The 20,404-nt window shown below is 67.9% G+C and carries 20 protein-coding genes and 2 tRNA genes; 13 read left to right on the forward strand and 9 right to left on the reverse strand.

Translation table 11 applies throughout. The features are described from left to right. Position 1 precedes the first annotated feature (1 nt). Positions 2-964, reverse strand: a complete 963-nt coding sequence (locus tag WA675_RS01970; protein ID WP_336081354.1) for an HNH endonuclease — start codon at positions 962-964, stop codon at positions 2-4. Between the two features lie 141 nt (positions 965-1,105). Between WA675_RS01970 and WA675_RS01975 the strand changes: the two genes are divergently transcribed. Together WA675_RS01975 and WA675_RS01980 are read left to right on the forward strand one after the other, a co-directional pair. After that, positions 1,106-1,318, forward strand: a complete 213-nt coding sequence (locus WA675_RS01975) for a type II toxin-antitoxin system VapB family antitoxin (RefSeq protein WP_336081355.1) — start codon at positions 1,106-1,108, stop codon at positions 1,316-1,318. After that, a complete protein-coding gene (locus WA675_RS01980) occupies positions 1,315-1,728 on the forward strand; it encodes a PIN domain-containing protein (RefSeq protein ID WP_336081358.1) in 414 nt (137 codons plus the stop codon). The genes WA675_RS01975 and WA675_RS01980 overlap by 4 nt, the downstream gene beginning before the upstream one ends. A gap of 51 nt (positions 1,729-1,779) precedes the next feature. On the opposite strand, the gene WA675_RS01985 is transcribed toward WA675_RS01980, so the two are convergent. Next, positions 1,780-2,424: a hypothetical protein gene (locus WA675_RS01985; RefSeq protein ID WP_336081359.1), complete on the reverse strand. Its 645-nt coding sequence runs from the start codon at positions 2,422-2,424 to the stop codon at positions 1,780-1,782. A 49-nt stretch (positions 2,425-2,473) separates the two neighbouring features. Beyond that, complete coding sequence (locus tag WA675_RS01990) at positions 2,474-3,778, reverse strand: hypothetical protein (RefSeq protein ID WP_336081361.1); 1,305 nt, start codon at positions 3,776-3,778, stop codon at positions 2,474-2,476. A 137-nt stretch (positions 3,779-3,915) separates the two neighbouring features. Here WA675_RS01990 and WA675_RS01995 point away from each other — a divergent pair, with 137 nt between their 5' ends. Continuing rightward, complete coding sequence (locus WA675_RS01995) at positions 3,916-4,119, forward strand: cold-shock protein (protein WP_336081362.1); 204 nt, start codon at positions 3,916-3,918, stop codon at positions 4,117-4,119. A gap of 4 nt (positions 4,120-4,123) precedes the next feature. Here the strand turns inward: WA675_RS01995 and WA675_RS02000 are convergent, their stop codons facing one another. Beyond that, entirely contained in the window at positions 4,124-4,906 is a 783-nt protein-coding gene (locus WA675_RS02000) for an MHYT domain-containing protein (protein WP_336081363.1), read from the reverse strand. 408 nt (positions 4,907-5,314) lie between these two features. On the opposite strand from WA675_RS02000, the gene WA675_RS02005 reads away from it, so the two are divergent. Beyond that, positions 5,315-5,518 (forward strand): cold-shock protein, encoded by a 204-nt coding sequence (locus tag WA675_RS02005; RefSeq protein ID WP_019048280.1) that lies wholly within the window; start codon positions 5,315-5,317, stop codon positions 5,516-5,518. Between the two features lie 74 nt (positions 5,519-5,592). Here WA675_RS02005 and WA675_RS02010 read toward each other — a convergent pair whose 3' ends face one another. Beyond that, positions 5,593-6,402, reverse strand: a complete 810-nt coding sequence (locus tag WA675_RS02010; protein ID WP_336081364.1) for a nucleotidyltransferase domain-containing protein — start codon at positions 6,400-6,402, stop codon at positions 5,593-5,595. Between the two features lie 133 nt (positions 6,403-6,535). Between WA675_RS02010 and serA the strand changes: the two genes are divergently transcribed. Continuing rightward, entirely contained in the window at positions 6,536-8,134 is a 1,599-nt protein-coding gene (gene serA, locus WA675_RS02015) for a phosphoglycerate dehydrogenase (RefSeq protein WP_336081366.1), read from the forward strand. A 118-nt stretch (positions 8,135-8,252) separates the two neighbouring features. After that, entirely contained in the window at positions 8,253-9,260 is a 1,008-nt protein-coding gene (locus WA675_RS02020) for a 3-isopropylmalate dehydrogenase (protein WP_336081367.1), read from the forward strand. Between the two features lie 104 nt (positions 9,261-9,364). Here the strand turns inward: WA675_RS02020 and WA675_RS02025 are convergent, their stop codons facing one another. Beyond that, positions 9,365-10,498 carry an MFS transporter gene (locus WA675_RS02025; protein ID WP_336081844.1) on the reverse strand — a complete coding sequence of 378 codons (1,134 nt, stop codon included), beginning with the start codon at positions 10,496-10,498 and terminating at the stop codon, positions 9,365-9,367. A gap of 357 nt (positions 10,499-10,855) precedes the next feature. Between WA675_RS02025 and WA675_RS02030 the strand changes: the two genes are divergently transcribed. From WA675_RS02030 to WA675_RS02045, 4 genes are all read left to right on the forward strand, one after another. Beyond that, complete coding sequence (locus tag WA675_RS02030; protein ID WP_336081368.1) at positions 10,856-11,629, forward strand: fumarylacetoacetate hydrolase family protein; 774 nt, start codon at positions 10,856-10,858, stop codon at positions 11,627-11,629. Between the two features lie 19 nt (positions 11,630-11,648). Further along, positions 11,649-13,124 carry a glutamate--tRNA ligase gene (gene gltX, locus WA675_RS02035; protein WP_336081370.1) on the forward strand — a complete coding sequence of 492 codons (1,476 nt, stop codon included), beginning with the start codon at positions 11,649-11,651 and terminating at the stop codon, positions 13,122-13,124. Between the two features lie 197 nt (positions 13,125-13,321). Continuing rightward, positions 13,322-13,393 (forward strand) — tRNA-Gln (locus WA675_RS02040). Between the two features lie 28 nt (positions 13,394-13,421). Further along, positions 13,422-13,494 (forward strand) — tRNA-Glu (locus WA675_RS02045). Positions 13,495-13,540: 46 nt separating this feature from the next. Here the strand turns inward: WA675_RS02045 and WA675_RS02050 are convergent. After that, positions 13,541-14,242 carry an IclR family transcriptional regulator gene (locus tag WA675_RS02050; RefSeq protein WP_336081372.1) on the reverse strand — a complete coding sequence of 234 codons (702 nt, stop codon included), beginning with the start codon at positions 14,240-14,242 and terminating at the stop codon, positions 13,541-13,543. Positions 14,243-14,305: 63 nt separating this feature from the next. Between WA675_RS02050 and leuC the strand changes: the two genes are divergently transcribed. The 3 genes from leuC to WA675_RS02065 all read left to right on the forward strand — a co-directional run bounded on the left by leuC (position 14,306) and on the right by WA675_RS02065 (position 17,172). Further along, entirely contained in the window at positions 14,306-15,727 is a 1,422-nt protein-coding gene (leuC, locus tag WA675_RS02055) for a 3-isopropylmalate dehydratase large subunit (RefSeq protein WP_336081374.1), read from the forward strand. A 10-nt stretch (positions 15,728-15,737) separates the two neighbouring features. After that, positions 15,738-16,346, forward strand: a complete 609-nt coding sequence (leuD, locus tag WA675_RS02060) for a 3-isopropylmalate dehydratase small subunit (protein ID WP_336081376.1) — start codon at positions 15,738-15,740, stop codon at positions 16,344-16,346. 157 nt (positions 16,347-16,503) lie between these two features. Next, positions 16,504-17,172 carry an HU family DNA-binding protein gene (locus WA675_RS02065; protein ID WP_336081378.1) on the forward strand — a complete coding sequence of 223 codons (669 nt, stop codon included), beginning with the start codon at positions 16,504-16,506 and terminating at the stop codon, positions 17,170-17,172. Positions 17,173-17,292: 120 nt separating this feature from the next. On the opposite strand, the gene WA675_RS02070 is transcribed toward WA675_RS02065, so the two are convergent. Further along, complete coding sequence (locus WA675_RS02070; RefSeq protein ID WP_336081379.1) at positions 17,293-18,213, reverse strand: NUDIX hydrolase; 921 nt, start codon at positions 18,211-18,213, stop codon at positions 17,293-17,295. A 2-nt stretch (positions 18,214-18,215) separates the two neighbouring features. After that, on the reverse strand, positions 18,216-20,384 hold the full coding sequence (locus WA675_RS02075) for an RNA degradosome polyphosphate kinase (protein WP_336081380.1): 2,169 nt from the start codon (positions 20,382-20,384) through the stop codon (positions 18,216-18,218). Positions 20,385-20,404 lie beyond the last annotated feature (20 nt).

A 20,404-nucleotide genomic window follows, 5' to 3' on the forward strand; every position in this document is an offset into this window, starting at 1 on the left:
GCTATTCGGCGCCCCACGGAATCGATTCAACAGAAGCGACATCCATGTTCGCCACTTTCGTTAGCGGCTGAGCGGTACGGAACTCCTCGAACCGCTCAGCCAGGCGCTCGGGCGATGGGCGATATTGTTCGGTCTCAGGAACCATCAGCTCGGCACTTTGCAGCCCACGGAGCGCGAATTTCAGGATGGGTCCTTCGTTTTCGGCAGCTCGCAGTGTTGCTCCGACGTGCACACGCAGGTCGGGCGAGAATCCAATGAGGTTCGTATCGAAAGCTGCGTGGTGGATACGGCAGAGGCTCAACCCATTCGCAATCTCGGCTGAGCCATGAAGCTTCTTGTCTGCGATGATGTGGGCGGCCTCGAGTAGTTCGGGTCTGGCGAGTCGGCAGACTGCACACCGCTTCTTGTAGGCGATGAGAACTTGGCTGCGAAACTGCGGTTGGTGGAGTCTCTGTTCGGTGACTCGCTGGGCGTACCGCTTCTCCACCGGAGACAGGTGAAGTGGATCCGCGACGTCGAGCAACTTCTTGTCGAGCGCGATGATGATCTTTCGGTTCTCCGGGTCGTCCTGAATCGCGTAGACCGGGTAGATCGGGACATACCGGATTCCGTCGACGTCGATCCATTGAAGGAAGATCATAGGCAGTCTGGTCTCGACCGAACGACGCAGTTTGCGGTTGTCGCCCTTGTTGATGTCGCCGACTGTGTACGCATACGAGTGCAGCGATTCACCCACAACTTCATCCGAGTACGGCCCGTTCGGAGTGCTCATTACGGACAGCGTGGAACTGAAGGATGCGGGATTGCGGATGCCGCGTTGGCCGTCTACAAGTGGTAGCCGGGACCCGTGCAACTCGAAGTTGAACAACTCCGGCCGTGTGAGCGCACCACCCTTTGCGGCGACCAATTGGTCTAGGGCGGAAAAGATTTCGTGACGTAGTGCCAACTCTGCATCCAGATCCACCGCTTCACCATGCCATGATTGCCGGCGTTGCGTTCGTTTGTGTTGCCGACTCGGTGCTCGGTCTCGGTGACATCTGGTGTCTCGACCTGCCATGTTGGTCATCTACATTGAGATGAACATGACCAACATGGATGCCCGGCGATGACGGTTACGCAGATCGACCTCGACGACGACGCGCTCGACCGGGTCATGTCTGCGTCGCAGGTGAAGACGAAGAAGGAAGCGGTCAACCTGGCGCTGCGGTTCTATGCCGAGCGCGCCGAACGTATCGCCAAGCACTTCGAGCGGGGTGCTCGATGGGGCGCGGTCGCTGACGCTGAGGAGCGGCATCAGGCCGAGAAGCGAACACGGTGATCTATCTCCTGGACACCTCGGCGCTGGTCAGGTTGATCGCCGACCCGGCTCTGCGGGAAGCCTGGTACGACGCTATCGACGCGGGCACGATCGCTTCGTGCTACCCGCAGCGCGCCGAGTTTCTCTACAGCGCGCGCGATCGGCGGGAGTTCGACGAGATCACCGAGAGGTACGCCGAGCTCTACCCGGATCGTTCGGTGCCTCGTGGGGCCGGGAGCTGGGTCGACGCCATGCAGTATCGGATGTCGCGAGCGGGTGAACATCGCAGTGCGTCTGTCGTGGATCTCACGATCGCGGCAACCGCCGCGCATCACGGGCTCGTCATCCTCCATCACGACGCCGACTTTCGAACACTCGCCAAGCACGTGACCGACGTCGAAGAACTGGATATCTTCGCGCCGATCCGCTGATCGTTCGGTGGCCGTGAACCCGCGGGGCGAAGTGGGGCCAGGTGTTGATTCTCAGGGGATCTGGCGGACCTTGATGGCGTCGCGGGAGATGTAGACGTCGTATTCGCCGGGGGTGGCGATGGTGGCGTTGCCGTAGGCGGAGCGGATGAAGGGGGAGGTGTACCAGCGGTTGTCGTTCATGTCTTCGAAGAAGTCTCGGTCGCCGCCGTTGAGGAAGGTGTGGTCCTGGGTGGGGGATTTGCCGTCGAGGCGCTGGCCGAACAGGCGGGTGAGCTTGTAGCCGGAGTGGAAGCCGAGGGCGTTGACCCAAGGTTCGAGTTCGACGATGTTGGCCTGGAGGGCCCACAGGTCGCCTTCGATGCGGTAGGTGGTGGGTGTGCCGGGGGTGCCGTCGTCGGCGAACTGGGTGAGTTCGAGGTCGAGGTGATGGGGTTGGCTGGCAACGGGTTTCGCGATGACGTGGGCGGCCTTGATCTCGCCGGTGAGGCCGAGGTAGGTCTGTAGCAGGGTGGCGATCCAGAGCAGCAGGATTCCGGCGACGAGCAGGGCGGTGCCGGGGAGCGCGCGGCTCAGGACGGCCTTGAGGCCGCGGCGGCGGGTGGCGAGCAGGACCGCCCAGACGAGCAGGGCGAGGGCCAGGGCGAGCAGGATCAGCAGACATACCTGGGCGAACCCGAAGGTCACCGGGAAACTCATGCTCCGGGTATACCGCGAAAAGCGCTCGCGACAGGGGGAATTCGGCAGTTCAGTCGGCGGCGGGCGGGTTCGCGGGCGGGCGGAGCCGGATCACCAGCGCGAGGGTCAGGGTGCAGGCGATCGCGATCGCGATGCCCGCGGTCGCGGGGGTGGCGCCGCGGTCGACCTCGGTGGTGCGGTACCAGGTCGGCGAGTACGCCAGGTGGCCGAATTCGGTGTCGCTCAGGGCGACTCCGGCGGACGGGACGAACAGGATGCCCAGGCCGACCACGGCCGCCGGTGAGCTCTCGGGCACCGCCGTGCCCACGCAGAAGCCGCCGATCCCGCCCAGCGCCAGACAGCCGAGGGTGGCGACGAGGGTCGCGGGTGGGTCGAGCAGGTCGGCGGCGAGGGTGAGCAGACCCAGGGCGATCACCGCCGCGGCGGCGAGCAGGACGCGCGGCGCGCGCAGTCCGAGCAGCAGGCCCGCGCCGGTCGCGGCGAGGGTGGCGAGGTCGACCCAGCCGGAGCGGGGCAGCGTGATCACCAGGCTGCCCACCACGGCGAAGGAGGCCAGCAGCGGGATCAGCAGTCCCTCGCGGCCGGGCAGCACGAAGGCGGCCGCGGTGGTGGCGACGACGACGGTGGCCGCGACCGCGATCAGGTGGCCGAGGCTGGATTTGTTGGCGGCCAGTGCGAGGGAGGTGTAGAGGATGGTCGAGTAGGCCATGACGGCGGCGAACACCGGCGACAGTGGTATGGCGGAGTCGAGGGAGAACCGCGGCGGCGGCGCCTCGGTGATCGAGAAGTAGGCCAGGGCCACGACGCTGGCGGCGATGAACCACAGCGGCAGCGCTCCGGCGAGCAGGCCGTCGAAGCTGTCGGTGCCCTCGTCGACGGGGGTCTGGGTGAGATCGCCGAGGATGGTCGCGCCGATGGCGGCGAACAGATAGACCCGGCGCAGCAGGGGCCTGCCCCACACCGCGACGGCCATCGCCCCGAAGACCATCCCGGCGAACAGCGCGTCGATGAAGTTCAGGGTGGGCAGCGACAGGCCGTCGAGGTGGCCGTCGTCGTTGATCGGGAGCAGGGCCAGATGGTTGACCAGGATCCCGCACAGCGCGGCCAGCGCGGTCCAGCGCGCGGTGCGGACACTGCCGACCGCGAAGGTGATCGCGGCGGTGATCACCGCGGCGAACGCGCCGCCGGTCATCGCGCGGGGAATGTTGAACACCAGCAGATCGAGATGACGGGAGGCGATGAGCGAGGCGAAACTGATCGGCAGCATGATCGCCAGGACGGCGACCGAGGTGGCGACCAGCACGGTCACGGCCTCGGCGGCGGTCCGGAGGCGTTGCTCGGTGAGCGGCTGCACCGAATCTCCGTTCTCGCGGACGGGCAGGTCCGGGCGGACCTGGCTCAGCTTAGCCAGGGCGACCGCGGAAAACCGGCAGCGACGTGCGACGATGGACGAATCGCCCATGGCAGGTACGGGATTGGGAAGGTCGGTTGATGCCCAGCGGGGTCGTGAGCTGGTTCGACGGTGGCAAAGGGTTCGGGTTCATCCGGCCCGATGCCGGCGGGCCGGAGGTGTTCGTGGAGTACACCGAGGTGGTCGGGGAGGGTTTTCGCACGCTGCGCGACGGGCAGCGGGTGGAATACACGGTGCGCGAGACCCGGCGTGGTCCCGAGGCGCACCAGGTGCGGATCGTGTGAGCGCTCAGTTCTGGCCACTGGGCCAGAAGCGGCTGGCCCGCTGATCACGCACCGGTCGCGCCAGGTTGGGGTCCTCGGCCTCGGTGATGCCGACCTGCATGAGCAGGATCATGGTGACCATGCTGATGCCGATGATCAGCGGGGTGAGCAGCTGGGCGGCCGAGGCGCCACTCGCGTGCGCGACGTGGGCGCTGGTGTGCGCGCTCATGGAGAACATGCCGGTGTAGTGCATGCCGGTGACGGCCACCCCCATGATCAGGGCGGCGCCGACCGTGGCGAGGATGCCGTGGATGTGCAGGGCGAACCACAGCGCCGCGATCGAGGCCACCACGGCGATCGCGAACGAGAGCGCGACCACGACCGGGTCGTAGACGATCTCGGCGTCCGAACGCATCGCGTACATGCCCGCGTAGTGCATCGCGGCCACGCCCAGACCGGTGATCGTGCCGCCCACGGGCAGGGCGGCGCTGTCCCAGCTGCGGCGCACGACGATCGAGAGCCCGAGCCACACCACCGAGATGGCGACGGCGGCGCTGAACAAGGTGATCGGGACGTTGTACCGGATGGTCGCGCCGTGGACGGAAAAGCCGAGCATCGCGATGAAATGCATGACCCAGATTCCGGTGCCACCCAGTGCCACGGCGGCCGCGATGATCCAGCCGCCGTGGTTACCGGAGGCGCGCGAGCGAACCATACAACGCAGCGCCAGCATCGACCCGAGGACCGACATGAGATAGGCGGGCAACGGGGTCGCCCAGCCATAGGTGAAATGGTCGATTTCCAGCACGCGCCGCTCCTCGAGAGAATTCCGAGCGAGGTGTGCTCTCGCCCACGAACACGGAAAATACGCTGGTAGAAAATTTGCCGTACTGGGTTTCTCGAAAATGTCTAGGGTCGCTGACGATGACCTCGCACAGTGCCATGCAGAACTCTATGGTGAAGCGTGCCGGTCGGTTTGCCCGGTGCTTCGCGGTGAATCCGGCATCCGCGCCGCAACTGTCTCGGCATACGCCGAGCATCCGGCGGATTGCGGAGGTGCGGGCTGTGTGCGGGTACCGACGGGGACCGTCGTGGCGTTGGCTTCCTCACAGTCCCCGACCTGCGGTGTGGCTGAATTCGCCGAACCGTGGCATTGTTGGTTGGCGAGACCGGGACCGGACTATTAGGACCTGGCTCGTCTACAGAAGGTTTAGAAATGGCTCAGGGCATTGTGAAGTGGTTCAACAGCGAGAAGGGCTTCGGCTTCATCGCGCAGGACGGCGGCGGACCCGACGTCTTCGTGCACTACTCGGCTGTTAGCGGCTCGGGCTTCCGCTCCCTCGACGAGGGTCAGCGTGTGGAGTTCGAGATCGGTCAGGGCCAGAAGGGCCCGCAGGCACAGGACGTTCGCGTCATCTAGTTCCTGCGCTGACCAGCGTATGAGTTGAAGCTCCGCACCGGACCGGTGCGGAGTTTCTGCGTTTCCGGGCTCGCTCAGCCCGCCGCCAGGGCCTCCGCGCGGAAGAACTCGTCGGTGATCGCCCGGGCCGCGGTGAGATCGCGGGGCCCGCGCGTGGCGAAAGTCCCGGCCGCGATGCCGAACTCGCCGGTGATGAACTCCGCGATCGGCGCGGGAGCCGGGGCGGTGCCCATTTCCCTTGTCCGCGATTTCAGCGCGGTGAGCTCGGTGACCGCGTCGACGAAGGCGGCGGGCAGCGCGCACTCGGCGAGCAGCGTCGGCAGGTGCATCGGCGCGACCGCGGCGCCCGGGTGCTCGCGCAGCCAGCGCAGGGCCATGGCGGGGCGCAGCGAGTAGAACACCTTCTTCAGGCCGCCGTGGCGCTCGAACAGGCTCCACTGGCGCGAGCCCAGGTGCAGGTAGTGCCGGGCGACCCGGTCGCGATCGGCCACCTCGGTGGCGACCGCGCGCAGCCGGGCGCGGAAATCCTCGTCGCCGCGATAGACGATGGGTGACATCAGCCACTCGATGAGCACCGCGTTGCCCTGCACGAGCAGGCGCAGCGCCTTGGCCAGATCCCAGCCGTTCACGTCGAGCAGCCCGACCAGCGGGGTCTCGATGACGTCGCGGGTGCGCCACGGTGACAGGTAGGTCTCCAGGCTCGCCACATAGACGAATCGGCAATCGTAATCGGAATCCGGAGACGGGAAACCCCAAGCCCGGCTACCGCTTTCGATGGCGAGCCGGATGGTGACGCGGTGCTCGGCGGCCACCCGGTCGAGCTCGGTGTCGACGGCGGCCACCACCGCCGGATCCATCGAAGGGGGAACGTGACGCAGGGACATGGCGTGATGGTAGGGCGCGCGTCGCACCGTGTTCACCTGGTTTTCGGCAGGGGGGTAAGGGCAGCCGAACTCCGCCGGACTATTCTGGTCGGCGGTAACTGCCGACCCCTTTCTTCTTCAGGAGTACCCCACAGTGAGCCAAGCAGGCCGTCCTGTAGTTCTGATCGCCGACAAGCTCGCCCAGTCGACCGTCGACGCGCTCGGTGACGGTGTCGAGGTTCGCTGGGTCGACGGCCCCGACCGCCCGGCCCTGCTGGCCGCGGTCCCGGACGCCGACGCGCTGCTCGTGCGTTCCGCCACCACCGTCGACGCCGAGGTGCTCGAGGCGGGCAAGAAGCTCCAGATCGTCGCCCGGGCCGGCGTCGGCCTCGACAATGTCGACGTGCCCGCCGCCACCGAGCGCGGCGTGATGGTCGTCAACGCGCCGACCTCCAACATCCATACCGCCGCCGAGCACGCCGTCACCCTGCTGCTCGCCGCCGCGCGCCAGATCCCGGCCGCTGACGCCACCCTGCGCGAGAAGACCTGGAAGCGCAGCAAGTTCAACGGTGTCGAGATCCTCGGCAAGACCGTCGGCGTCATCGGCCTCGGCCGCATCGGCCAGCTGTTCGCGCAGCGTCTGGCGGCCTTCGAGACCAAGATCGTCGCGTACGACCCCTACACCTCGCCCGCGCGCGCCGCCCAGCTGGGCATCGAGCTGCTGAGCCTGGACGAGGTGCTCGAGCGCGCCGACTTCATCTCGATCCACCTGCCGAAGACGCCCGAGACCAAGGGCATGCTGAACGCCGAGACCCTGGGCAAGACCAAGCCGGGCGTCATCATCGTCAACGCCGCGCGCGGTGGCCTGATCGATGAGCAGGCGCTGGCCGACGCGATCAAGTCCGGCCACGTGCGGGCCGCCGGTTTGGACGTGTTCGAGACCGAGCCGTGCACCGACAGCCCGCTGTTCGACCTGCCCGAGGTCGTCGTGACCCCGCACCTGGGCGCCTCCACCGCCGAGGCCCAGGACCGCGCGGGCACCGATGTCGCCAAGTCGGTGCTGCTGGCGCTGGCCGGTGAGTTCGTGCCGGGCGCGGTGAACGTCACCGGTGGCGCGGTCAACGATGTCGTCGCGCCGTGGCTGGACGTCGTGCGCAAGCAGGGCGCGCTGCTGGGTGCCATCGCCAACGAGCTGCCCGTCAGCATCGAGGTGCAGGTGCGCGGCGAGCTGGCCGCCCAGGACGTCGCCGTGCTGGAGCTGTCCGCGCTGCGCGGCGTGTTCTCGGCGCTGGTCGAGGACCAGGTCACCTTCGTCAACGCGCCGTCGCTGGCCAAGGAGCGGGGCATCACCGCCACCGTCACCACCGCCACCGAGAGCCCGAACCACCGCAGCGTCGTCGACCTGCGCGCCGTGTTCGGCGACGGCTCGACCCTGAACGTGGCAGGCACGCTGACCGAGCCCGCCCTGGTCGACAAGATCGTCAACATCAACGGCCGCAACTACGACATGCGCGCCGAGGGCCTGAACCTGGCCGTGCTGAACTACAGCGACAAGCCGGGCGCGCTGGGCAAGATCGGCACCAAGCTGGGCGAGGCGGAGATCGACATCCTGGCCGCGCAGCTGAGCCAGGATGTGGACGCCGAGGGCGCCACCGTGGTGCTGCGCGTCAACCGCGAGGTGCCCGCCGAGGTGCAGGCCTCGATCGCCGAGGCCGTCGGCGCCTCCAAGGTCGTCCTGGTCGACCTGGCCTGAGTTGTGACGTCCCGATAGCCGGGACATCGGCAGCTGCGCGCCGTCACCCCACGGTGGCGGCGCGCTCCTGTATCCGCGGCGCGGCACGATCCGCCCCGACTTCGAACGGAGCTTGTTCATGAAACTCGCAGTCATCGCCGGTGACGGCATCGGTCCCGAGGTCATCGCCGAGGCGCTCAAGGTGCTCGACGTGGTGGTGCCCGGGGTCGAGAAGACCGAGTACGACTTGGGCGCCGCCCGCTACCACCGGACCGGGGAGATCCTGCCCGAGTCGGTGCTGCCCGAGCTCAAGCAGCACGACGCGATCCTGCTCGGCGCGATCGGTGACCCGTCGGTGCCCAGCGGTGTGCTCGAGCGCGGGCTGCTGCTGAAGACCCGCTTCGCGCTGGATCACCACGTGAACCTGCGGCCGTCGAAGCTGCACCAGGGTGTCACCAGCCCGCTGGCGGGCAACCCGGACATCGACTTCGTGGTCGTGCGTGAGGGCACCGAGGGCCCCTACACCGGCACCGGCGGCGCGATCCGCGTCGGCACCCCGCACGAGGTGGCGACCGAGGTCTCCAACAACACCCGCTTCGGCATCGAGCGCGTGGTGCGCTACGCCTTCGCCACCGCGCAGGCCCGCCGCAAGCACCTCACCCTGGTGCACAAGAACAATGTGCTCACCTTCGCCGGGTCGCTGTGGCAGCGCACCGTCGACGAGGTCGGCGCCGAGTTCCCCGATGTGCAGACCGCCTACCAGCACATCGACGCCGCCACCATCCACATGGTGACCGACCCGGGCCGCTTCGACGTGATCGTCACCGACAACCTGTTCGGCGACATCATCACCGACCTGGCCGCCGCCGTCAGCGGTGGTATCGGCCTGGCCGCTTCGGGCAATATCGACGCCTCGGGCACCAACCCGTCGATGTTCGAGCCGGTCCACGGCAGTGCCCCCGACATCGCGGGCCAGTCCAAGGCCGACCCGACCGCCGCCATCCTGTCGGTCTCGCTGCTGCTGAACCACCTCGGCAACACCGAGGGCGCCGCGCGCATCGAGTCCGCCGTCGCCAAGGACCTGGCTTCGCGCACCGGCACCGCCTCCACCGTCGAGGTGGGCGACCGCATCGCCGCCATCGTCTGACGACACCGACGCGAACAGGCCCGCTCCGGATTCTCCGGGGCGGGCCTGCTTTCTTTGTCCCGCAGCCGTTTTCGCCACTGTGACGAAAACGGCTGCGGGACGGTCTACTTCGATGAATCGCGGGGGACCAGGGGGATGGCGGCCGCGGCGGCGACGGCGGCTAGAGCGTAGACGGCGGGGAAGCCGGTGGCGGTGATGAAGGCGCCGAAAACCGGGGGGATGGCGGCGATGACGAGGTTCTGTCCGGTGTTCTGGATGCCGAGGCCGCGGCCGCTCCAGAAGGGGCCGGCGATCTCGGCGACGGCGGTGAAGGCCAAGCCGTTGTCGGAGACGGAGATGGCCGAGGCGGCGACCAGCAGCGGGATCGCGGCCCACCACCAACCGGTCCAGGCGGCCAGGCTCAGCGCCGCCATGGCGACGACCGCGGCCACGGCGACCTGGCGCAGCGGGGTCAGCCTGCTGCCGACCCGGTCCGACCACGCGCCCGCGCCGATGCGCCCGGCGGCGCCGAGGAACTGGGTGACGGTCATCAGCGCGCCCGCCGCGGCCAGCGACCACCCGAGATCGCGGTGCAGCCACAGCAGCGCGAAGGTCCACAGGGTCGCCTGCGGGACCACCAGCAGGATCGAGACCGTGTGGATGCGCCACAGCGTCGAGGAGCCCCGGTAGGGGTTGGCGCGGTCGGCGGCCGCGGTCGGCGGACGCGGCGGATCGACGATGCCGGCCAGGCAGCCGATCGCCGCCAGCCCGGCCATGATCGCCGGGACCAGCAGCGCGGCGGGGATGCCGTGGTGCTCGGCGACCCACGGGATGCTCAGCGCGCCCAGACCGACGCCCAGCGGCTGCGCGGTCTGGCGGATGCCCATGGCCAGCCCACGCCGGTCGGGCGGGAACCAGCCGACGATCACCCGCCCGCTGGCGCCGTTGGAACTGGCCGCGCCCACCCCGCCCAGCAGCAACAGCGCGCCGAAGACGATCGCGTTGTCGACCAGCGCGGCGCCGATCCCGGCGGCGAACATCACCAGCGTGCCCGCCACCAGCACGACCCGCTCGCCGATCCGGTCGACGACATAGCCCCAGGCGATCAAGGTGCAGACCAGGCCGACCGTGGGCAGCGCCACCAGCGCGCCCGCGGCGGCCAGTGAGTCGCCGCGGGCGGTGAGCGCGGGCAGCAGGAACGGGGTGCCGTGGATGAACATCGAGCTGGCGGTCTGGGCGAAGACGCCGAGCGCGAGCATGAACCAGCGTCTGCCGCTACCGATTCGGGTCACCTCGGGTGCCGGGTGCGCCTGCGTCACGATTCCCACCTCGCTCGGATTGCACGATTGCGTCTCAATATATGAGATTGATGTCTCATGTTGTGAACAACGAAGATCACGCTACACCGCTGACCGTCGATTGTTGCCCCCGGAACAGGTGTCTGACAGATCACACGCGGTGCGCGCGGACAAGCGGGCGAAATTCGCAGGCGGGCAATGTCTTCGAATCACATCGATGTGAGTTCACTCGCACTCCGGTGTCGTGGCTATCGACCGGGTGGTGCCGCGTCCCGGGCGCGTTCGGGCAGGTGGGCGCGCCTCGATAGACTCCGGGGCATGCGCTTAGGTCGAGTTGCCAGTCCCGATGGAGTCGCGTTCGTCAGCATCGACGGCGACGGCGGTGACGCGGTCGCCAAGGAGATCGCCGAACACCCGTTCGGCTCGCCGACGTACACCGGGCGGAGCTGGCCGCTGGCCGACGTCCGCCTGCTGGCGCCGATTCTGGCGAGCAAGGTGATCTGCGTCGGGAAGAACTACGCCGCTCACGCGGCCGAGATGGGCGGCGAGGCGCCGGTCGACCCGGTGATCTTCCTCAAGCCGAACACCGCCATCGTCGGCCCCAACGCGCCGATCATCCTGCCGCCCAGCTCGTCTCAGGTCGACTACGAGGGCGAGCTGGCCGTGGTGATCGGGCGGCCGTGCAAGGACGTGCCCGCCGCCAAGGCCGCCGAGGTGATCCTGGGCTACACCGTCGCCAACGATGTCACCGCCCGTGACCAGCAGCGGCACGACGGCCAGTGGACCAGGGCCAAGGGCTACGACACGTTCTGCCCGCTCGGCCCGTGGATCGAAACCTCGCTCGACCCCGGCGATCTGGAGATCACCACCGAGGTCGACGGCGAGGTCCGCCAGCGCAGCCGCACGTCGCTGTTCCTGCACGACATCCCGACGATCATCGAGTGGATCAGCTCGGTGATGACGCTGCTGCCCGGCGATGTGATCCTCACCGGCACACCGGAAGGCGTCGGCCCGCTGACGGCAGGGCAGAACGTGTCGGTCACCGTCGAGGGCATCGGCACCCTCACCAATCCTGTTGCCACCAAGCGCTGAGACAGCGGAGAAGAGAGTCATGACTGAAGTACGGGTCCGTTTCTGCCCGTCGCCGACCGGGACGCCGCACGTGGGCCTGGTCCGCACGGCGCTGTTCAACTGGGCGTACGCGCGCCACCACGGGGGCAGCTTTGTGTTCCGCATCGAGGACACCGACGCCGCGCGCGATTCCGAGGATTCCTACCGCGCGCTGCTGGACGCGCTGCGCTGGCTGGGCCTGACCTGGGACGAGGGTCCCGAGGTGGGCGGGCCCTACGAGCCCTACCGGCAGTCGCTGCGCCGCGACCAGCACCTGGACGTGGTCGCCCGGCTGCTCGCGGCCGGGGAGGCCTATGAGGCGTTCTCCACGCCCGAGGAGGTCGAGGCCCGGCATCGCGCCGCCGGTCGCGACCCGAAACTGGGCTACGACAATTTCGACCGGGACCTGACCGCCGAGCAGATCGCGGCGTACAAAGCCGAGGGCCGCCCCGCGGTGGTGCGGTTGCGGATGCCCGACGAAGATCTCACCTGGAATGATCTCGTGCGCGGGGAAACCACCTTCAAGGCCGGTACCGTGCCCGATTTCGCGCTCACCCGGGGAAATGGCGATCCGCTCTACACGCTGGTGAATCCGGTCGACGACGCGTTGATGAAGATCACCCACGTGCTGCGCGGTGAGGACCTGCTCTCCTCGACCCCGCGACAGCTCGCGCTGTATGCCGCGCTGCAGCGTATCGGGGTCGCCGACTTCACCCCGGAGTTCGGTCACCTGCCGTTCGTGATGGGCCAGGGCAACAAGAAACTGTCCAAGCGCGATCCGGAATCCAACCTTTTCCTGCATCGCGATCGCGGATTCGTTCCCGAGGGTTTGCTGAATTACCTCGCGCTGCTCGGCTGGAGTATCGCCGAGGACCGCGATGTTTTCTCCATGGCGGAGATGGTGGCGGCATTCGATATCTCGACGGTGAATTCCAATCCGGCTCGTTTCGACCAGAAGAAGGCCGACGCGATCAATGCCGAGCAGATTCGCCTGCTCGAGCCGGGTGATTTCGGCCACCGTTTGCGCGAGTTCCTGACCGCGCAGGGTCATATCGGCGCGGAGATCGATGAGAAGACCTTCCTGGCCGCCGCCGAACTCGTGCAGACCCGGATCGTGGTGCTCTCCGACGCCTGGGACCTGCTGAGATTCCTGTTCGTCGCGCCCGCGGAGTTCGCGATCGACGCGGCGGCAGGCGCCAAGAACCTGGGTGCCGATGCCGATCCGGTGCTCGACGCCGCGCTGGCCGCGGTGGAGCCGCTGGGTGAGTGGACCACGGCCGCCCTGGAGGAGGCGCTGAAGAAGGCGCTGATCGAGGATCTGGGGCTCAAGCCGCGTAAGGCCTTCGCGCCGGTGCGGGTGGCGGTGACGGGCTCGCACATCAGCCCGCCGCTCTACGAGTCGATGGAACTGCTGGGCCGCGAGCTCTCGCTGGCGCGGTTGCGCGCGGCGCGTGGCTGGGCGCCCGCGGCGGAGTAGCCGGTGCCGGGCGGCCGTGGTCTCGTACCGCGTCCGCCCGGGCCGCTCAGATTGCCCGAAAACGGCCGAAAAGTGGCCTCTGACCAGGCGATTTGTAGTTTACCCCGTAGTGTTTGGTAATCTTCTTCTCGCCGCGGAACACGGCCTCGCAACACCGACAACCACTCGGTGGAACGGAGGTCGGGCGTTTCCATCCTTGGGGTATGGTGTAATTGGCAACACAGCTGATTCTGGTTCAGCCATTCTAGGTTCGAGTCCTGGTACCCCAGCAAGGTTTCACTTCGGTGAGATCGTCCTGGCCCCGTCGTCTAGCGGCCTAGGACGCCGCCCTCTCAAGGCGGTAGCGCGGGTTCAAATCCCGTCGGGGCTACAAAGAAAGACCCCCGGTCGATATTCGACCGGGGGTCTTTCTTGTTTCACAACCGCTTGTGCAGCGCCTCGGCGGCGGCGACCAGATCCGCGGCCCAGCGCGCGCCGGGACGACGGCCCATCCGGTCGATCGGGCCGGAGACCGACACGGCGGCCACCACCACGCCCGCGGCGTCGCGCACCGGGGCCGACACGCTCGCGACGCCCTGGGCGCGTTCTGCGGCGCTCTGGGCCCAGCCGCGCTTACGGACCTCGGCCAGCGCCCGATCGCCGAACACGGCGTCGGCCAGCACGGTGCGCTGTTGCTCCGGGTCCGCCCAGGCGAGCAGCACCTTGGCCGCCGAGCCCGCGGTGAGCGGCAGCCGCGAACCCACCGGCACGGTGTCGCGCAGGCCCACCGGCGGCTCCAGCGCGGCCACGCAGACCCGGGCATTGCCGTCGCGGCAGTAGAGCTGCACGCTCTCGCCGGTGATCTCGCGCAGGCGGGGCAGAATGGCACCCGCGGCCTCCACCAGTGGGTCGGCGGCCCCGGCCGAGAGCTCGGTGAGCGCGGGCCCGGGGCGCCACAGCCCGCTGCCGTCCCTGGCCAGCAGCCGATGGGTCTCCAGCCCGACCGCCAGCCGGTGCGCGGTGGCGCGCGGCAGGCCGGTCCGGGTGCACAGGTCGTTGAGGCCGCATGGCTCGTCCGCGACGGCGTAGAGCACCGCCACGGCTTTGTCGAGGACACCGATACCGCTATGCTGTCTCATAGAACGATACTAACGTCTCAAATGTTGAGATTCCAAGTATGTCCGTCGAAAGGTGATCAAGCAATGGCCGAGCGCGCCCGCACACTGGCCGAGAAGGTGTGGGACCAGCACGTCGTCGTCCCCGGCGACGGCGAAGGTTCCTCCCGTGAACCCGACCTGATCTACATCGATCTGCACCTCGTGCACGAGGTGACCAGCCCGCAGGCCTTCGACGGGCTGCGCGCAGCGGGCAGGCCGGTGCGCCGCCCCGATCTCACCATCGCCACCGAGGACCACAACGTCCCCACCGTCGACATCGACAAGCCGATCGCCGACCCGGTCTCGCGCACCCAGGTGGAGACGCTGCGCCGCAACTGCGCCGAGTTCGGCGTGCGGCTGCACCCGATGGGCGACACCGAGCAGGGCATCGTGCACGTGGTCGGCCCGCAGCTGGGCCTCACCCAGCCCGGCATGACCGTGGTGTGCGGCGACAGCCACACCTCCACCCACGGCGCGTTCGGCGCGCTGGCCATGGGCATCGGCACCAGCGAGGTGGAGCACGTGCTGGCCACCCAGACGCTGTCGCTGCGCCCGTTCAAGACGATGGCCATCACCGTCGACGGCGAATTGGCGCCCGGCGTCACGAGCAAGGACCTGATCCTGGCGGTGATCGCCCAGATCGGCACCGGCGGCGGCCAGGGCTATGTTCTGGAGTACCGCGGCGAGGCGATCCGCAAGCTGTCGATGGAAGCGCGGATGACGATCTGCAACATGTCCATCGAGGCCGGTGCCCGCGCGGGCATGATCGCCCCCGATGAGGTGACCTACGAATTCCTGAAGGGCCGTCCGCACGCGCCGCAGGGGGCCGACTGGGCGGCCGCGGTGGCCGCCTGGGACGCGCTGCGTACCGACGAGGGCGCCGAATTCGACGCCGAGGTCCACATCGACGCGAACGCGCTGACCCCGTTCGTCACCTGGGGTACCAACCCGGGTCAGGGCCTGCCGCTGGGCGAGACGGTGCCCGACCCCGCCCAGATCGCCGACGAGAGCGAGCGCGACGCCGCCGAGAAGGCCTTGCGCTACATGGACCTGACGCCGGGAATGCCGCTGCGCGAGGTCACCGTGGACACCGTTTTCGTCGGTTCCTGCACCAACGGCCGGATCGAGGATCTGCGCGCCGTGGCCGATGTTTTGAAGGGCCGCCACGTCGCCGAGGGTGTGCGAATGCTGGTCGTACCCGGGTCGATGCGGGTGCGCGCGCAGGCGGAAAAAGAAGGACTCGGCGAGATTTTCACCGCCGCGGGCGCGGAATGGCGCCAGGCAGGCTGCTCGATGTGCCTGGGCATGAATCCCGATCAGCTGGAACCGGGCCAGCGCTGCGCGTCCACCTCGAACCGCAATTTCGAAGGCAGGCAGGGCAAGGGCGGCCGTACCCACCTGGTCTCGCCCCTGGTCGCGGCCGCCACCGCGGTCCGCGGCACCCTGTCCTCGCCCGCCGATCTGTAGGAGAATCGTTATGGAAGCCTTCACCGTTCACAAAGGCATCGGGGTCCCGCTGCGCCGGTCCAATGTCGATACCGACCAGATCATCCCCGCCGTTTACCTGAAGCGCGTGACTCGCACCGGTTTCGAGGACGGCCTGTTCGCGGGCTGGCGCGCCGACCCGGAGTTCATTCTCAACACCGAGCCCTACCGGCACGGCAGCGTCCTGGTGGCGGGCCCGGATTTCGGTACCGGATCCTCCCGGGAGCACGCCGTGTGGGCGCTGTCGGACTACGGCTTTCGGGTGGTCATCTCCTCGCGTTTCGCCGACATCTTCCGGGGGAATGCGGGTAAGGGCGGTCTGCTGGCCGCGCAGATGTCACAGAACGATGTCGAAATGCTGTGGAAGCTGATCGAGGAACAGCCCGGCCTCGAATTGGTTGTCGACCTGACCGCACGTACCGTGACGGCGGGAACCGTCGTGTTGCCGTTCGATATTGACGACTACACGCGCTGGCGTCTGCTGGAGGGTTTGGACGACATCGGGCTGACGCTGCGCCGGGCCGACGTCATCGGCGAGTTCGAAAAGGGAAGGCCGTCATGGAAACCCGTGACGCTGCCGGAGCCTATTTCGCAGGCGTAATCACCGCCGAACGATTGGTGGCGCTTCCCTGGGGGCGGTAGCTGGACGTGTGCTAAACCACATGAATTTTGGCGTGGCACATAGACTCTTGCTCAAACTGGGTTTACCGTGGTACCTAGTCGGTCCGACGACGGGCCATTAGTCTGCGGAGGATTCAATGAACAAGGCGGAACTGATCGACGTTCTGACCGAAAAGTTGGGTACGGACAGGCGTACGGCTACCGCGGCTGTCGAGAACGTGGTCGATACCATCGTCCGTGCCGTGCACAAAGGTCAGAGCGTCACCATCACCGGTTTCGGTGTGTTCGAACAGCGCAAGCGTGCCCCCAGGGTTGCCCGAAACCCGCGTACCGGGGAAACCGTGAAGGTGAAGGCCACTTCGGTCCCCGCCTTCCGGCCCGGTGCGCAGTTCAAGGCGGTGATCGCGGGTAAGCAGAAGCTGGCCGCGTCCGGCCCCGCCGTCAAGCGTGGCGTGAACGCCCCGGTGGCGGCGAAGAAGGCGGCGGCCAAGAAGACCGCGGCCAAGAAGACGGCGGCCAAGAAGGCCACGCCGTCGAAGGGTCCGGCCAAGACCACCGCCCGCAAGGCAGCCACCAAGGCACCCGCCGCCAAGAAGACCACGGCGGCCAAGAAGGCAGCGGTCAAGAAGACGGCCGCCGCGAAGAAGACCACGGCGGCAAAGAAAGTGACCGCGGCCAAGAAGGCGCCGGCCAAGAAGGTCACCGCCGCCAAGAAGACCACGGCGGCCAAGAAGACCACCGCCGCCAAGAAGGCCCCTGCCAAGAAGACTGCTGCTAAGAAGACTGCTGCCCGTCGTGCTCGTTGATCCTGCCGCAGCAGGATCGGGTCGGGGAATGTGCACGTAGGCCGCATCACCCACCACTGGACCGAGAACGGCCCCGCTTTCCGCGGGGCCGTTTCGGCTTCTCGGGGGTGGTCGCGCGATTCAGGCGGTGACGATTCCCGTCGACAGCGAACGGTCCATATGGTCGGCCGCGACCAATCGGTCCGCGACGAACGACAATGCCCACACACTGCCCTTGCGATTGCGCGCCGGGGGCAGCGTCAGTCCGCTGCGCTGTGCCAGCCACTGCGTCAGATCGGGAATCACCCCGCCCTGACTGCACACCGTGGGCACACCCCGATCTGTTATCAACGACAGAAATCGTTGCCGGGCCGCGCTTTTCGCTGAATCGTAACCTTGCTCGGAAAACATTGGCTCGCAATTGATTTCGACGTTCAGCCGCTCCGCCAACGGGGTCACGGTTTGGATACAGCGCAGCGGATCGGCCGAATGGATCTCGGATGCGCCGAACGCCAACAGGTTCGGGGTGAGCGCCTCGGCCTGCTGCCGACCGGCCGCTTCCAAGGGGCGCAGGGCGTCGGGGCCGTCCCAGGCCGCGCGCTTGCCCGCCTTGCCGTGGCGCACCAGCAGCACCGTGCGGGTGCGGGCGGGCAGCCGGGCGAACATCCGCACCACCTGGCGGTCCATCGGATACGACAGCTGGTCCATCACCCGGTCGAGCGGGAACCAGCGCAGCTGGTCGACTTCGGCGTTGACGGTGAATTCCCCGGCCGCGGCCTCGGCGGCCCAGTAGTCGACCCGCTTGAGCTGGCGGTGCCCCGGGATCGGATAGGTGACATGGCCCAGATAGCGGCCCAGCGCGCACGGCAGGCCGGTCTCCTCGCCGACCTCGCGCACCGCCGCCACCACCGGGGTCTCACCGGGGTCGAGCTTGCCCTTGGGCAGCGACCAGTCGCCGTATTTGGGCCGGTGGATCACGGCGATCTCCGGGCCATCGGCGCCCGGCCGCCACAGGACCGCGCCCGCCGCGTGGATATTGGGCAGCACCTGGGGATCTCGCATGGTCACGGCTGATCGGGCCTGCGCAGGCGCATCAGGAACTGCTGGTGGTCGCGGACCTGGTCGGCCGCGGCGTCGCTCGGGCTGGCCTGCCAGGTGCCGTTCGGGCCGAGGACCCAGCAGCGGGTCATCGGGTCGAGCGCGGAATCGAAGACCGCGCCCAGCTGGTCGGTGAGCCTGCCGTCCTTGACCTGCACCATCACCTCCACCCGGCGGTCCAGATTGCGGTGCATCATGTCGGCGCTGCCGATCCAGGTCTCGTCCTGGGCCCGGAACTGCAGGATCCGGGAGTGTTCCAGGAAGCGCCCGAGAATCGAGCGCACCTCGATGTTCTCGCTGAGCCCCGGCACGCCCGGGCGCAGCCCGCAGATGCCGCGCACCACGATCTGGACGGGCACCCCGGCCTGCGAGGCGCGGTAGAGGGCGTCGATGATCTGCTCGTCGACGATGGCGTTGGCCTTCATCCGAATGCCCGCGGGGGTGCCCTGGCCCGCCAATTCGATCTCGCGGTCGATGCGTTCGACGATCCCGGCCCGCACGCCGAGCGGGGCGACCATCAGATTGCGGTAGTCCTCCTTGCGGGAGTAACCGGTCAGCGAATTGAACAGGTCGGTCAGATCCGCCCCGATTTCCGGTGCGGCGGTGAACAAGCCGACGTCCTCGTAGAGGCGCGCGGTCTTGGGGTTGTAGTTGCCGGTGCCGATGTGGCAGTAGCGACGGATGGTGGAACCCTCGCGGCGCACCACCAGGCAGGTCTTGCAGTGCGTCTTCAGGCCGATCAGGCCGTAGACCACGTGCACGCCCGCCTGTTCCAGCGCGCGGGCCCACTTGATGTTGGCCTGCTCGTCGAAGCGGGCCTTGATCTCGACCAGGGCGACCACCTGCTTGCCCGCCTCGGCGGCCTCGATGAGCGCGTTGATGATCGGGGAGTCACCCGAGGTGCGGTAGAGGGTCTGCTTGATCGCCAGCACCTGCGGATCGGCGGCGGCCTGCTCGATGAAGCGCTGCACGCTGGTGGAGAACGAGTCGTAGGGGTGGTGCACCAGCACATCGCCCTCGCGCAGCGCGGAGAAGACATTGCGCGGGGTCTCGCGCTCGCCGAAGGCGGCCGGGGTGGCCGGAACGTAGGGCGCGTCCTTGAGTTCGGGCCGGTCGACGCCGTAGACCTGCCACAGGCAGGACAGATCGAGCAGGCCCGGCACCTGGATGACATCGGCCGGGTCGACCTCGAGCTCGCGCAGCAGCAGCTCGAGCATGTGCTCGGTCATGTCGTCGGAGACCTCGAGACGCACCGGCTTGCCGAAGCGGCGGCGCGCGAGTTCGCGTTCCATCGCCTGCAGCAGGTCCTCGTCGCGGTCCTCGTCGACCTCGAAGTCGGCGTTGCGGGTGATCCGGAACGAATGTGTCTCCACCACGGTCAGACCCGGGAACAGCAGGTCCAGGTGCGCGGCGATGAGGTCTTCCATGGGCAGGAAGGCCGCGATCGCCGACGGGGCCTCGGTGCGGCGTACGCGCACGAACCGGTCGACATTGTCGGGCACCTTCACGCGGGCGAAGTGCTCGCCGCCGGTGCCGATGTCCTTGACCGTCACCGCGAGGTTGAGGCTCAGGCCCGAGATGTAGGGAAACGGGTGCGCCGGGTCGACGGCCAGCGGGGTGAGCACCGGGAAGACCTGGTCGGTGAAGTAGCCCGAAAGCCGGTGGCGTTCCTCGTCGTCGAGGTCGGCCCAGCCGATGATGTCGATGCCCTCGCGGGCCAGCGCCGGATTCACCTCGTCGAGGAAGACGTTCGCGTGGCGCACCGCCAGTTCCTGGGCGCGCGCGGTGATCATCTCCAGCTGCTCGGAGGGGGAGCGGCCGTCGGCCGAGCGCACCGATAGTCCGGTCTCGGCACGGCGTTTGAGCCCGGCCACCCGCACCATGTAGAACTCGTCGAGATTCGAGGCGAAGATCGCCAGGAATTTCGCACGTTCCAGCAACGGCAGCGAGGCGTCCTCGGCCAGGGCCAGGACCCGGGCATTGAAGTCCAGCCAGCTCAATTCGCGGTTGAGGTAGCGATCCCGGGGCAATCGGTGCGTGGCCGCGTCACCGCCCGTGGCCGCGGCGGCGGCAGGTGGCGGGGAAAGCGGGGGCTGCGGCTTGATCGTTTCCGTATCGCTCACGTCATCGATCATCCCCTACGGACCGGGCAGTC

The sequence above is a fragment of the Nocardia sp. SSK8 genome, from assembly GCF_037034205.1.
Lineage (GTDB): Bacteria > Actinomycetota > Actinomycetes > Mycobacteriales > Mycobacteriaceae > Nocardia.